Here is a 14233-nt window from a genome sequence, read left to right as displayed (position 1 = left end):
GCGGACTTGCGGTCGATTTTGGGGCTTATTCGGGGCTTCCCGCTCGAACTCGCGTGCTCCAATGACCCCAGATGTCTGATCCTGTTTCCCATGTTGTTTGACATGCCGACCCTGCTGGCCCTTCGGGTCGGCATCGACGTGCTCATTGCGCTGGCCTTCTGGGGCCAGATGCTGCGCTACCCCACCATCGGCGGTCCGGGATGGTGGTCGGTGTCGGCGCTCGTGGCCATCGTGGGGTCGATCGGCATGTCGCTGCGCGGCTTCGCGCCCGAGCTGTTCACGGTGAGCGTCGCCAACGCCGCGCTGTCCATCGGCCCGCTGTTCGCCTGGATGGGCTTGCGCAGCTACCTGGGCCTGTCCCACCCCCGTCTGCGCGTCGCCGTGGCCGCGCTGGGCCTGCTGGCCGCCCAGATGGCGTTCCTCGTGCTGTGGGACCTGCCCGCCGTGCGCCAGCTGATCTTCGTCACCAGCGCGGTGTCGGTCATCCTGCTCGCGCTGCGCGACATGAACCGGGCCGATCCGGAGCGTCGCGTGCCGGAGCTGCAGGCGCTCAAGCTGCTCAGCGTCGCCGAGGTGGCGGTGTTGCTGACATTCGCGGTGGCGGTGCCGCTGGGTGGCATCTCGCTGGAGACCGCTGCACCGATCACGCTGTTCTTCTTCATCCTCGCGCGCCTGCTGCGCGTGGTGCTGTACGGAGCGCTGCTCTCTCACCGTCTGCGGCAGGATGGCGACCGCGCACGTCAGGGGCTGCAGGCCCGCGAAGCCGAATCGCGGGCCCTGATCGACAACCTCAGCGCCGGCGTGATGGTGTTCCGGCCCGACCACACGCTGGTCACCATCAACAGCGCGGCTCGTTGCTTCCTGGGCTGGAGCGAGGGCGGTGCCAACGCCGCATTGCCCGAACCCACGGTGGCCAACTGGAACATGCTGCGTGAAGACGGGCAGGCCATGCGCCGACACGAAATGCCCTTCGAACGCGTGCTGGCCACCGGCCAGCCGGTGCGCAGCGTGATCATCGGTGTGCCGGTGGCCTCGGCCGAGGAAGTGCGCTGGGCCCTTTGCAACGCCTATCCGGAGACCACATCGCAGGGCGCCCTGCGTCACGTGGTGCTGACCTTCATCGACATCACCTCGCTGCGTGAAGTGCAGTCGCAGCAGAAGCGCCTGCAGAACCAGCTTGCCCAATCGCAGAAGATGGAAGCGCTGGGCACCCTGGCCGGTGGCGTGGCGCACGATTTCAACAACATCCTGGCCGCCATCCTGGGCAACGCCGACCTGGCGCGGCAGGACCTCACACCCGAAGCCCCGGCCCGCGAGAGCCTGCACGAGATCAGCACGGCGGCGCGCCGCGGGCGCGAGCTGGTGCGGCAGATCCTGGCCTTCAGCCGACAGCAGCCGGCCGAGCGCACCCGGATCCAGATGGGCGACATCGTCGACGAATCCTGCGCGCTGCTGCGGGCAGCCATGCCCTCGCAGGTGCAACTGCTGCACGAGTGCCACCGCGACACACCGCTGCTTCTGGGTGATTCCACGCAGCTGGGTCAGGTGCTGATCAACCTCGGCACCAACGCCGTGCACGCGTTGCAAGGCCAGCCGGGTCGAGTGGAGTTCCAGGTCGATCGCCTTGCGCGCGGAGATGCCCGGCTGCCAGCCGACGTGGCGAGGACTTGCGAGGAAAGCGGTGTGGACGCGGTGCGAGTGCGCGTGAGCGACACGGGCTGCGGCATGAGCGAGACGGTCACGGCGCGCATCTTCGAGCCCTTCTTCACCACCAAGGCGGTGGGCAAGGGCACGGGCCTGGGCCTGCCGGTGGTGCTGGGCATCGTTCAGATGCACGGCGGCGCGATCGAGGTGCAGAGCCAGTCGGGGCGCGGCACATCGTTCACCCTGTACTTTCCGGGCGCCACCGAAGACAGCCTGCACAAGTGTGCAGTGGCCGAAGCCACAAAGGCGGCCGATGCCGTCACAATGGCTGGAAACCCGCCCGAGCGGGGCGACCCCGCTGCAACGGAGAACCCTTCCATGGCCGACGCATCGCCGGACCCGGCACCGCACATTTTGTACCTGGACGACGACGACACCCTGGTGTTCCTCGTGCGTCGCCTGCTGGAGCGCCGCGGCTACCGCGTGACCGCGTTCACCGAACAGCGCCTGGCCATCGAGGCGGTCCGGGCCGATCCGCAAGGCTTCCAACTGCTGCTCACCGACTTCAACATGCCCGGCATGTCCGGCCTGGACGTGGCCCGCGCGGTGCTCGCCCTCAACCCTTCTCTGCCGGTGGCCGTGGCTTCGGGCTACATCACCGACGAACTGCAGGCTGAAGCGCGGGCGGCCGGTGTGCGCGAGGTGGTGTTCAAGACGGATGCGGTCGAGGCTTTCTGCGAGATCGTCGCAAGACTGGTGCAGCGCTGACGGCGATGTTCCCCCACGCTCCGCCGCTGCGCGGGTCGCTGCCCCCCAGGGGTTGGCCCGACGTTACGCGGACGGACTGAGCACCGCAGCCAGCACGTCACTGTCTACATTGCCGCCACACAGCGTGGTGCCCACCACCTGACCCCGGAGCGAGGCGCGTTCACGCCAGGCGGCCGCAAAACTGGCGGCACCCGCGCCTTCGGCCACGTTGTGCGTGTCGGCGAACAGCATGCGCATGGCCTGGGCCACCTCGTAGTCGCTCACCTGCACGATGCGGTCCAGATGCGGTGCGAGCACCTGCAGCGCGGACTCGTCGGCGATTCGGCAGGCCATGCCGTCGGCCAGCACGGTGCTCACCGCTGACGCCACCACACGGCCCGCGGCCAGCGAATCGGCGTAGGTGGTGGCGTGGGCACTCACCACACCCACCACGCGCACGGGGTGGCCCAGCGCCAGCTTGGCCGCAATGGCAGAACACGCACCCGAGCCCTGCCCGATGGGGACGTAGACCACGTCCAGCGCGGGCACCGCGCGCAGGAATTCCCACCAGTACGTGCTCACGCCGCGCAGCAGGTCGGCGTGGAAACTGGGCACCATGTGCGCGCCGCGCTCGGCGGCCAGCCCGATGGCGTGTTCGCGGCTGGCCTGGAAGTCGTCACCGTGTTCGATCAGCGTGGCGCCGAGTGCGCGCATGGCCGCGTTCTTCTCGACCGAGTTGCCGCGCGGTACGACGATGGTGCAGCCCACGCCGTGCGCGCGGGCCGCCCAGGCGATGCTCTGGCCGTGGTTGCCGCGCGTGGCGCTCATGACCTCCTTCGGCATGGTGCCCCGCCGGCGCATCTGGTCGAAATAGGTGAGCCCTCCGCGGATCTTGAACGCGCCCACCGGCGTGTGGTTCTCGTGCTTGACCCAGCAGTCGGTGCCCAGGCGTTGGCTCAGCGTGGCCCATCGGTATTGCGGGGTCGGCGCAAACTCGCGGTAGACCACCTGGGCAGCCGCCTCGATGTCGGCCAGCGTGGGCAGGTGCTCATTCATAGGGCCGTCCGTCCTTGTGGCGGAAACGCCAGCGGTGGCCGTCGCGCTCGGCCTCGATGTCGTCGTCCGGGTAGAGCACGGTGTCGTCCCGCGTGCGGTCGCCCACCTCCAGGTACACAACCGACTCGGTGCCCTCGTTCACCAGGCGGTGACCATTGCCGCTGCCGGCCTTGAAGCCCGCACAGTCGCCGGGCGCGAGGGCGCGCCGGCCCTCGTCCGTGTGCAGGGTGGGGTGGCCTTGCAGTATGTAGATGAACTCGTCCTGCAGCGAATGCGAGTGCCGCAGCGAGGACACGGCACCCGGTTCCAGCGTGGTGAGGTTGACGCCGAAATTCGTGAGGCCGAACAGGTCACCCAGTGGCCGCTTCTCCCGCCCCGCCATGCGCGAGGCGAAGGGTTCGGGGTAGTTGGAAGGCCGGGTGCGTGGGGGCGCGTCGTTCGCCCGGAGCGACACCGGCTTCACAGCGCCACCCGCCCGTCGATGCAGGTGACCGAGCCGCCGCCGACCCAGATGGTCTCGCTGCCTTCGCGTTCGATATGCACCCGCCCGGCGCGCCCCATGGCCGTGCCCTGCGCCGCCACATAGCGGTCCGGTGCCAGGCCGGTGCCGATCAGCCACTGCGCCAGTGCGGCGTTGAGGCTGCCCGTGACGGGGTCTTCCGCCAGCCCCTGGTGGCTGCGAAAAAAGGCGCGCACCTCGAACGCGGTGTCCGCGCCCGACGCCTGCGGCGCCACCAGGCCGATTTCCATGTGGCCCAGCACGGCGGCATCGGCCCGCGCCGCCAGCACCTGTTCGGCCGATCGCAGCATCACCGCGCGCCAGGGAGGGCCGTTCTCGCACCACGCGTGGGCCAGCACGTCGCCGCGCGCGAGGCCCAGCCCATGCGCGATCAGCACCACGTCGGCCTCGTCGAGCGGCCCGCTGCGGCGCAAGGGCGGCGCCGCAAAGGCCAGCCGGGTGCCGTCGCGCCGGATGCGAACCAGACCCACGCCGCATTCCTGCACCACGTGGTCGGCGCGTGGCTGGCCGCCGGCCTCCAGCCAGGCGTGGCAGCTGCCCAGCGTGGGATGCCCGGCGAAGGGCAGTTCGCGGCCCGGGCAGAAGATGCGCACCCGGTAGTCGGCGCCGCCGGCGCGTCCTTCATCGGTGGGCGGGAGCAGGAAGGTGCACTCAGACAGGTTGGTCCAGTCCGTGAAACGCTGCATGGCTTCGGTGCTCAGGTCATCACCATCGAGCACCACGCCGAGCGGGTTGCCGAAGTAGGGGGTGTCGGTGAACACGTCGACTTGCTTGAAGGGGCGTTGGCGCATGGGGAGGGTCTCCGCTCAGGACAGGGGAAGGTCGAGCACACCGCGACTGGCAGGCAGTGCGAGCCAGTGCGCGTACCAGCGTTCGAGGTGCGGCCAGGCCGGGCGCGGTTGCGGCAGGCCCCACCAGCGGTGCACCTCGCAGGCGATCGGGATGTCGGCCATGCTGAGCGCTTCGCCCGCCATGAAAGGCTGGTGCGCGAGGTGCGCGTCGAGCCGCGAGAAGAGCGGCTCCGTGGCGGCGACCGATTGCGCAATGGCCTGGGCATCGCGCCGCTCGACAGGGGTGCGGATCCACTGGACGAAGGCGGGCCCGCTCGCGCGGTTCAACGTGGTCTGTTGCCAGTCCATCCAGCGCTCGGCGTTGAAGCGCGCCTTCAGGTCCGAGGGGTACAGCCGGTCCTCCCTTGCACAAAGGTAGCGCACGATGGCGTTGGACTCCCAGAGTGTGAAATCGCCGTCCTGCAGCAGCGGCACCAGGCCATTGGGGTTGCGTGCGAGGTAGTCGGGCGTGTTGACCACGCCGAACGCCATGCCGGCGTCGCTGCGCGGCAGGTCAAGGCCGAGCACCTGGGCGCAGAGCACGACCTTGCGCACATTGATCGAGCTCAGTCGTCCCCACAGGTGCAGCATGTTCAGCCCGGCTGTTGTTCGCGGATGGTGCGGGCCAGCGCTGCGATGCCGGTGCGGATCTGCTCGGCCGTGGCGGTGACGAAGCTCAGGCGCAAGGTGCGCGCATCGGCATGGTCGGCGTAGAACGCCGCACCGGGAACGAAGGCCACGCCCTGGTCCACCGCCTTGGGCAGCAGCTCGACAGCGTTCATGCCCTGTGGCAGGCGCACCCAGAGGAACATGCCGCCATCGGGCTTGTTCCAGCGCACGTCCAGACCGGCCATGTCGCGCTCCAGGCATTCAAGCATCACCTCGCACTGGCTCTTGTAGAGCGCGCGGATGGTGGGCACGTGGCGCTCCAGGAAACCGTCCTTGAGAACCTCCGCCACCATGCGCTGGTTGAAGCTGGGGCTGTGCAGGTCGGCCGCCTGCTTGGCCTGCAGGAGCTTGGGGTAGACGGCGGTGGGTGCCACCATGAAGCCCAGGCGCAAGCCCGGCGCCAGGATCTTGGAGAACGAGCCCAGGTAGATGCTGCCTTCGGGGTTGAGCGCGGTCAGTGGCGTGGGGGGCGGGTTGTCGAACCAGAGATCGCCATACGGGTTGTCTTCCAGCAGCGGCAGGCCGGCGCGCGCCGCCGCGCTCACCAGCGCCTGGCGCCGTTGCAGGCCCATGCTGCGGCCGGTGGGGTTCTGGAAGTTGGGCAGCACATACAGAAAGCGCGGCGCGCGGGCCGGATCGGTGCCGATCTGGCTTTCCAGCGACGCCACGTCGACCCCTTCGGCGTCGCTGGCCACGCCTTCGATCACCGGTTCCATGGGGGTGAAAGCCTGCAGCGCGCCCAGGTAGGTGGGCGTCTCCACCAGCACCCGGCTGCCTTCGTCGATCAGCACCTTGGCGATCAGGTCCAGGCCCTGCTGCGAGCCGGTGGTGATGAGCACTTGCGCAGGGTCCACAGCCCAAGGCAGGCTGGCCGCCACCCACTCGCGCAGCGGGCCATAGCCTTCGCTGGCTGCGTACTGCAGGGCGGCGCGCCCATCGTCGCGCAGCACGCGTTCGCAGGCCTCGCGCATGGCGTCCACCGGGAAGGTAGCGGGCGAGGGCAGGCCCCCGGCGAAGCTGATGATGCCGGGCCGTTCCGTCACTTTCAGGATCTCGCGGATCACCGAGGGATTCATGCGCTCGGCACGCCGTGCGAGCGTCCAGCCCGTCGGGTTCTTGAGGTCGTTGGGTTTCATGGTCTTCTCCGTTCTTCGAGTCAGAAAAATCGTCAGTCTGGCACGCTGGCCCGCACCGGCATGCGCTTGCCCACGAACACGGTGGCAATCACCGCCAACGCAAATCCAAGCGTCACGAGATCCAGTCGCTCGCCCAGCAGCAGCACCGCGAACAACATGCCCAGAAAGGGCTGCACCAGTTGCACCTGGCTCACCCGCACCGTGCCGCCCAGCGCCAGGCCGCGGTACCACGCAAAGAACCCCAGCCACATGGAGAACACGGCGGTGTAGGCAAACCCCCACCACGCGGAGGCCTGCAGTTCGTGCGTGGGCCAGGTGAAAAGGGTCACAGGCAGCGTGAGCGGCAAGGAGATGACCAGCGCCCAGCAGATCACGTGTTCGGCGCGCATGCCTTGCGACAGGCGCGCGCCGTAGCCGTAGCCCACCGCAGCGCAGGCCATGGCCGCCAGCAGCAGGGCGTCGGCCGGGTGAAGCGAGAGGCCGCTCTGACCCGATCGCAGCACCGCAAAACCCACCACCAGCGCACTGCCGATTGCGGCACACCCCCAGAAACCCAGGGAAGGGCGCTGCCGGTGCAGCAGCGCGCCCACGGCGGCAGTGGCCAGGGGCAGCACGCCCACGATGACCGCGGCATGCACCGCTTCCACGTAGCGCATGGCCACCGAAGTGAACAAGGGGAAGCCGAACACCACGCCGGCCGCAGTGAACAGCAACGGTGCCAACTGCTCGCGCGCCGGCCAGGGCGCTCGCGTGGCCAGGAGGAAAAAGATCGACAGCACGGCGGCCACCACGGCGCGGCCGAGCGCGATGAACACGCCGGACATCTGCGGCGCATCCACCGTGCCCACGGCCAGCCGGGTCATGGGCAGCGTGAGGGCGAAGATGGTCACGCCCACCAGCCCGAGCATCAGGCCTTTGTTGGTCTCAGGGCTCATACCGTGAGCATCCACAACGCAGTGACCACCAGAACGACGGCCAGGATGCGGTTGAACCACAGCAGGCGCCGACCCTGGGCCAGCCACCGGCGCAGCATCGAGCCCATCACCGCGTAGGCAAAGTTGCTGGTGAAAGCGAAGAACACCATCACCACGCAGATGAGTGCCAGGCGTTCGCCCGGGTTGGGCGCGGGCTGGCCCGCCGCGTTGACCACCCAGCCGGCGGTGAGCGCGAGTCCCAGCATCCAGGCCTTGATGTTGAGGAACTGCAGGCCGACGCCCTGCAGGAACGTGACGTCGAGGCGCGAGGCGTCCACCTCCGTCATGCGCGCGGCACCGGCGAGCTTCCAGGCCAGCCACAGCATGTAGGCCACGCCGAGCAGCTTCACGCCCCAGCGCAACGCTGGAATGCCCTGCACGAGCGCGCCCACGCCCAGCCCGCAGGCGAGCATGAGCAGCGTCCAGCCGGTGGGCACGGCCAGGCAGAACTTCAGCGCGCCGCGCAGACCCAGGTTGGCCGCCAGCGCGGTCGACAGCGTGGTGTTCGGCCCCGGCGAGAAGCTCATGGCGGTGCAGAACAGCAGCAGGGCGGTGAGCTCGGTCGCGCTCATGGGCATCGTGGATGGCGGGTGGTTGTGGGCAGGCGGAATTCAATGTAATCTTTGGAGCCAGTACACGACCAATACAGTTCAGCAACGCAGTTGAGGTGCTGTATTGGTCGACGTGTCAGTACAGGACCAGCCCCAAGGGTGCCTCAGCATGTTGATGAAGACCTCCGCACAATCCCTGACCGACCAGTTGGCAGCGCGTTTTGCCGAGCGCGTGCGCAACCGCCTGCTGGCACCGGGCGCGCGGTTGCCCTCGGTGCGCCAGTGCGCGCAGCAGCACGGTGTGAGCCCATCCACCGTGGTGGCGGCCTACGACCAGTTGCTGGCCCAAGGGCTGGTGGAGGCGCGCAAGAACCGGGGTTTCTTCGTGCGGGACACGCCGCCGGCACGTGCCCATGGCTTGCCGGCCGAAGGATCGCGCCCGCCCACTGCGCTGAGCGCGGGCGCTGCGCAAAGCGTGGCGGCGCGCAGCAGTTCCCTCCCGGTGAACGCCACGGCGCTGATCCGCGGCATGTTTCACAAGGTCAGCCACAAACCGCAGCCGGGCATGGGTGTGTTTCCTCCCGAATGGCTGGAATCCACCTTCATGCCGGCGGCGGTGCGTAAGGTCACCGGCACGCGCGCGCTGCAGGAGTTTTCCCTTCAGTACGGAGAACCGCTGGGCGACGCCGGCCTGCGCCGCCTGCTGGCGCAAAAGCTGTCCACGCTCAACATCCAGACCAGCGCCGATCACATCATCACCACCGTCGGCGCCACCCATGCGCTGGACATCGTCAGCCGCACGCTGCTGCGGGCCGGCGATCCGGTGATGGTGGAAGAACCGGGCTGGGCGGTGGAGTTCGCCCGGCTGGCCGCGCTGGGCATGCGAATCCTCCCGGTGCCGCGAGGTCCGGACGGTCCGGACCTGGAGGTGATGGCGCGCTACTGCGAAGTGCACCAGCCCAAGCTGTACGTGAGCGTGAGCGTGTTCCACAACCCCACGGGCCATTGCCTGTCGCCCGGCAGTGCCCATCGCCTCCTGCAGCTGGCCAACCAGCACAACTTCCACATCGTCGAGGACGACACCTACAGCCACATCGCGCCCGAACACGCCACGCGCCTGACCGCACTCGATGGCCTGCAGCGCACCATCTACGTGAGCGGCTTCGCCAAGATCCTGGCGCCGAACTGGCGCATCGGCTACCTGGCCGCACCGCCCCATCTGCTGGAGCCCCTGCTCGATACCAAGCTGCTCACCACGCTGACCACGCCGGCGCTGCTGGAAAAAGCGCTGGCCCTGTGCATCGAGCAGGGGCAGTTGCGACGGCACGCCGAGCGCATCCGGACCCGGCTTGACGCCGCCCGGGCGCGCAGCGTCAAGCTGGCGCTGGCCGCGGGCTGCCGGTTCGCGGCCGAGCCGGTGGGCCTGTTTGGTTGGGTCGACACCGGGGTGGACACCGACGCGCTGGCGCAGCGCATGCTGGACGAGGGTTACCTGATCGCGCCGGGGGCCTTGTTCCACGCGGCGCGCGCGCCCAGCACCCTGATGCGCATCAATTTCGCCACCACGCAGGACGCGGCGTTCTGGCGCGTGTTCACGCGGCTGAAGGCGAGCGCCTGAGCGCAGGTCTCAGAGCCGTGTGTCGAACAGGTCGCGGTTCTCGGGGCGCAGGAGCTCGGCCAGCGCCAGATCGATCTGGCGCGCCTCGATCTGCAGCAGTGGCAAGGCGCGGGCAAACAGGTGCCAGTCGCCCGAACGTGCCGCCAGTTCCAGGCCCTTGGCCAGCCGCGCACCGCGCTCAGCCGTCATGCTGCCCAGCGATCCCTTGAGTCCGTGCGCGTGTGCCACGGCCGCGTTGGTGTCGCGCGCTTCCAGCGCTCTTTGCAGCTCGATCTGTCGGGAGGCCAGATCCGAGCGCATGACCTGCGCCAGCTGCCGCAGTGTGTCTTCATCACCGTCCAGGCGACGAAGCAGCTTCTCCACATCCAGCGCTTCCAGGTGGCTCGCGCCTCGCGCCGCCGGCTCCACCGGCTCGGGCACTGCCGCAGGCGTTGGCTCCAGCGGCACCGGAGTGGTCTCGGGTGCGTCTTCCTCCATCTGAAGCACGCGGTCCATTTCCTGGATCAGGGCCTGCGGGCTCACCGGCTTGGCGGTGTATCCGTCCATGCCGCAAGCCAGGCAGGCGTCGCGGTCGCCCGCCATGGCATTGGCGGTCACGGCGACGATGGGCGTGCGCGGCAGCCTCCGACGGGCCTCGATCTCGCGAATCTCCTGGGTGGCCTGCATGCCGCTCATGCCCGGCATCTGCACGTCCATGAGGATCAGGTCGATGCCGCCCTGTTCCCACTGCGCCACGGCCTGCACGCCACCCCGGGCCACGCGCACGGTGCAGCCCATGCGCAACAGCAGCTGCCGCATCATCAGCTCGTTGACGGGGTGGTCTTCAGCGAGCAACACGACCAAGCCGACATAGCGCGGACCCGCCTGCGCCATGCCCAACAGTTCGGCCGAGGCGCTCAGGGGGCTGCGTTCCAGTGCGGGCGCCTCCTGCAGGGGCAGGGTGAGCGTGAAGGTGCTCCCCTGGCCCAGTTCGCTCTTGAGCACGATGTCGCCGCCCATGAGGCCTGCAAGCCTGGAGCAGATGGCCAGGCCCAGGCCGCTGCCGCCGTACCGGCGCGCGGTGGACGCATCTGCCTGGGTGAAGGCGTTGAAGATGTTGTCCTGGTGTTTTCTTGCGATGCCAACGCCGGTGTCGCGAACCATCAGTTCCCAACGCGGTGCATCGTCGCCGGTGGCTTCCAGTACCCGGGCATGAACTTCGATGAGGCCACCCTTGGGCGTGAACTTGATGGCGTTGGAGAGCAGGTTGCCCAGCACCTGGCGCAGGCGGCCGGTGTCGCCCAGCACCCATTGCGGCAGCGCCGAGGACAGCTCCATGCGAAAGTCCATCGGCTTGGCGCGAGCCTGTTCCGCGTAGGGCGCACAGCCCTGTTCGAGGGTCTGGTGAAGGTCAAAACGGGCGTGCTCGATTTCCAGCTTGCCAGCCTCGATGCGTGAGAGGTCGAGGATGTCGTTGAGAAGCTGGAGCAACGAATGCGCCGAACTGTCCATCAGCGTGAGCCAGCCGGCCTGTTCGGCATTCAGCGGCGAGTCCATCAGCATGCGCGTCAGGCCCATGAGGGCATTCAGCGGTGTGCGGACTTCGTGGCTGATGTTGGCAAGGAACTCACTCTTGGCCCGGCTGGCCTGCTCGGCCAGTTCGCGCGCGCGTTCACTGTCCTGCTCGATGCGTTTGCGCTCACCAATGTCCGACAGCGTGCCCATCAACCGCAAGGGCTTGCCCTTGTTGTCGTGTTCGGCCACCATGCCGTGGGTTTCCACCCAGAGCCAGCCACTGGCGGTGCGCACCCGGTGCTGGACCGACGCACGCTGTGCGCGCCCTTCGAGCAAGGCCATCCACTGCGCGCGCAAGGCTTCCAGATCTTCCGGGTGCAGGCGCGAGCGGAGGTCGGCCACTTCCCAATACCCATCGGCGGCAATGTCGCCCAGCAACTCGCCCCAGCGGGCCGTCAGGAACACCTGGGTGGCGGGCAGCTGCCAGTCCCACAGGGCCAGGCCGGCGGCGTCCACCGCCAGCTGCAGGCGATCACGGGTTTCGTCCAGTGCTTCCTCGGCCAGCAGTCGGCTGTTGGCTTCGCGGTGCACCGAATTGCGCAGGTGATCGAGCTCGCGGGTCTGGAACTCCAGCTCGCCCAGCAGCTTCTGCGTGCGCTCGCGCTCCTGCTGAAGCTCGTTCAGCGTGCGTTGCAGGTCGAAGGCGAGACGATCGGGCGTCATGGGCAGTATTGTGGGGTGTAGCAAGGGCGTTGTGCCCATGCCGGGCCTCAGACGCCGCCAAGAGCCTCCAGTCGCTCCAGGGCCTGAAGCCACTCTTCTTCGATTTCGGCATGGCGCTGGCCAAGTTGAGCCGCCCGGGCGGGGTCCTTGTGAAAAAGTTGATCGCCATCCAGGTCTTTGTCAATCACTGCCTGCTCGGCTTCCAAAGCGGCAATTCGCCCGGGAAGCGCGTCGAACTCCCGCTGCTCCTTGTAACTGAGTTTCTTCCTGGGTGCGGTGGGCGCGGCGGGTTGCCGGACCGGCTCAGGCGCCGCCCCAGGGGTCTTCGGGACAGCAGCGGTGGCCGCCGCATCGCGATCGGCCTGCAGCTGGGCGGCACGCGCCGACTGCGTCAGCCAGTCCTGGACGTCGCCCACGTACTCGCGCCAGCGGCCGTCGCCTTCGAAAACCAGGGTGCTGGTCACCACGTTGTCCAGGAAACGGCGGTCGTGGCTGACCAGAAACACCGTGCCCTCGTATTGCTGCAGCAGGTCTTCCAGCAGCTCCAGCGTGTCGATGTCCAGATCGTTGGTCGGCTCGTCGAGCACCAGCACGTTGGCCGGCCGTGCGAACAACCTTGCCAGCAGCAGCCGGTTGCGCTCGCCCCCCGAGAGCGTGCGCACCGGGGCGTTGGCGCGGGCCGGGGAAAACAGGAAATCGGCCAGGTAACTTTTCACGTGGGTGCGCTTGGCGCCGATCTCGATCCACTCGCTGCCCGGGCTGATGAAATCTTCCAGCGTGGCGTCCAGGTCCAGCTGTTCGCGCATCTGGTCGAAATACGCCACGCTGAGCTTGCTGCCCTGCTTCACCGTGCCACTCTCGGGCACCAGTTCGCCCAGGATGATCTTCAGCAGCGTGGTCTTGCCCGCGCCATTGGGGCCGATCAGGCCGATCTTGTCGCCACGCAGGATGGTGGCTGAGAAATCCCGCACCACGGTACGCCGGGCGCCGCCTGTGGTGGGAAACGACTGGTTCACGCGCTCCAGCTCTGCCACGATCTTGCCGCTGGCGTTGCCGCTGGCCACTTCCAGCTTCACACTGCCCAGCGCATCCCGCCGCTGCGCACGTTGTTCCCGCAGGCGCTCCAGGCGTGTGATGCGACCCTGTGCGCGCGTGCGGCGCGCCTCCACGCCCTTGCGAATCCAGACCTCTTCCTGCGCCAGCAACTTGTCGGCGCGTGCGCTGATCACCGCTTCCTGGGCCGCCTGCTCTTCCTTGAGCACCTGGTAGCGCGCAAAGTTGCCCGGGTAGCTCAGCAGCCGGCCTCGATCAAGCTCGACCATGCGCGTGGCAACCCGATCCAGGAAGGCGCGGTCGTGGCTGATGGTGACCACACTGCCCTTGTATTCCAGCAGCAGGTCCTCCAGCCACGTGATGCTGTCCAGGTCCAGGTGGTTGGTGGGCTCGTCCAGCAGAAGAACATCCGGCCGACTCACCAGTGCCTGAGCAAGCGCCACCCGCTTCCTGTTCCCGCCTGACAGGTCGCCGACCCGCACGTCGCCCTCCAGGTGCAGACGGTGCAACGTCTCTTCGACGCGCTGCTCCCAGTTCCAAGCGTCCAGCGCTTCGATGCGGTTCTGCAGAGCGTCCAGATCCAGGCCATCGGCACCGCTCAGGTACAGGTCTCGAGCCGCCCGCGCATCGGCCAGACCCACGCTCGCGGCCTCGAACACCGTGGAATCGATGTCCAGCAAGGGCTCCTGGGCCACATAGGCGACCCGCAGTCCCGTCTGTATCTGCAAGGAGCCATCGTCGGGCTTCTCCAGTGAGGCCAGAATGCGAAGCAGCGACGATTTACCCGTGCCATTGCGCCCGATGAGGCCGACGCGCTCCTGCTGCTCCAGCGCGAAATCTGTGTGGTCGAGCAGGGCCACGTGGCCATAAGCCAGCTGAGCGTCCTGGAGAGTGATGAGTGCCATGCTGTGCCTGAGACCAAAGAGGCGCGATTATCCCCGCCCCAGTGCTCTGCCATGGGCAGCAAAGAGGCGGCACGCACCGCTCGCTAGGCGACCGTCAGATTTTTCAGCAAGCTTTGACCAGGCAGCAAAAACTGTCGTATACTGCAAGGCTTCGCTGCTCGCGGTGCTGTCCATCAGGAGAGCAGCTTCAAGTGGCGAAGGTGGCCGGCAAGGCGGTTAAAAAAGATGAGTGAAAACCCTGATCTTTTTGACAACAAGCCAAAACCTGTGTCATAATCTAAGGCTTCGCTGATCGCAGCGGGGTGAGCGTGGT

The 14233-nt window shown here is 67.8% G+C and carries 11 protein-coding genes; 2 read left to right on the top strand and 9 right to left on the bottom strand.

The features are described from left to right. Positions 1-90 precede the first annotated feature (90 nt). Positions 91-2412 carry a hybrid sensor histidine kinase/response regulator gene (locus tag ACTIEY_RS20525; RefSeq protein WP_439521013.1) on the top strand — a complete coding sequence of 774 codons (2322 nt, stop codon included), beginning with the start codon at positions 91-93 and terminating at the stop codon, positions 2410-2412. A gap of 63 nt (positions 2413-2475) precedes the next feature. Here the strand turns inward: ACTIEY_RS20525 and ACTIEY_RS20520 are convergent, their stop codons facing one another. From ACTIEY_RS20520 to ACTIEY_RS20490, 7 genes are read right to left on the bottom strand one after another with little or no spacing between them, the layout of a single operon-like run. Further along, positions 2476-3447: a threonine dehydratase gene (locus ACTIEY_RS20520; protein ID WP_439521012.1), complete on the bottom strand. Its 972-nt coding sequence runs from the start codon at positions 3445-3447 to the stop codon at positions 2476-2478. Next, entirely contained in the window at positions 3440-3901 is a 462-nt protein-coding gene (locus ACTIEY_RS20515) for a cupin domain-containing protein (protein ID WP_439521011.1), read from the bottom strand. Before ACTIEY_RS20515 ends, ACTIEY_RS20520 begins: the two co-directional genes overlap by 8 nt. Before the next feature lie 5 nt (positions 3902-3906). Then, the gene (locus ACTIEY_RS20510; protein WP_439521010.1) at positions 3907-4758 is read right to left on the bottom strand and encodes a PhzF family phenazine biosynthesis protein; all 852 of its coding nucleotides are present in this window, start codon (positions 4756-4758) and stop codon (positions 3907-3909) included. A 15-nt stretch (positions 4759-4773) separates the two neighbouring features. Further along, on the bottom strand, positions 4774-5388 hold the full coding sequence (locus ACTIEY_RS20505; RefSeq protein ID WP_439521009.1) for a glutathione S-transferase family protein: 615 nt from the start codon (positions 5386-5388) through the stop codon (positions 4774-4776). Positions 5389-5390: 2 nt separating this feature from the next. After that, on the bottom strand, positions 5391-6602 hold the full coding sequence (locus ACTIEY_RS20500; RefSeq protein WP_439521008.1) for a PLP-dependent aminotransferase family protein: 1212 nt from the start codon (positions 6600-6602) through the stop codon (positions 5391-5393). Positions 6603-6634: 32 nt separating this feature from the next. Further along, positions 6635-7537, bottom strand: a complete 903-nt coding sequence (locus tag ACTIEY_RS20495) for a DMT family transporter (RefSeq protein WP_439521007.1) — start codon at positions 7535-7537, stop codon at positions 6635-6637. Next, positions 7534-8148 carry a LysE family translocator gene (locus tag ACTIEY_RS20490; RefSeq protein ID WP_439521006.1) on the bottom strand — a complete coding sequence of 205 codons (615 nt, stop codon included), beginning with the start codon at positions 8146-8148 and terminating at the stop codon, positions 7534-7536. Before ACTIEY_RS20490 ends, ACTIEY_RS20495 begins: the two co-directional genes overlap by 4 nt. A 148-nt stretch (positions 8149-8296) precedes the next feature. On the opposite strand from ACTIEY_RS20490, the gene ACTIEY_RS20485 reads away from it, so the two are divergent. After that, a complete protein-coding gene (locus ACTIEY_RS20485) occupies positions 8297-9745 on the top strand; it encodes a PLP-dependent aminotransferase family protein (RefSeq protein WP_439521005.1) in 1449 nt (482 codons plus the stop codon). 9 nt (positions 9746-9754) lie between these two features. Here the strand turns inward: ACTIEY_RS20485 and ACTIEY_RS20480 are convergent, their stop codons facing one another. After that, positions 9755-11962: an ATP-binding protein gene (locus ACTIEY_RS20480; RefSeq protein ID WP_439521004.1), complete on the bottom strand. Its 2208-nt coding sequence runs from the start codon at positions 11960-11962 to the stop codon at positions 9755-9757. A 47-nt stretch (positions 11963-12009) separates the two neighbouring features. After that, entirely contained in the window at positions 12010-13920 is a 1911-nt protein-coding gene (locus tag ACTIEY_RS20475) for an ATP-binding cassette domain-containing protein (protein ID WP_439521003.1), read from the bottom strand. Between the last annotated feature and the right edge of the window lie 313 nt (positions 13921-14233).

The sequence above is a fragment of the Hydrogenophaga sp. genome, from assembly GCF_051858985.1.
Taxonomy (GTDB): Bacteria; Pseudomonadota; Gammaproteobacteria; order Burkholderiales; family Burkholderiaceae_C; genus Hydrogenophaga.
This window is presented reverse-complemented; position numbering and strand designations above follow the sequence as displayed.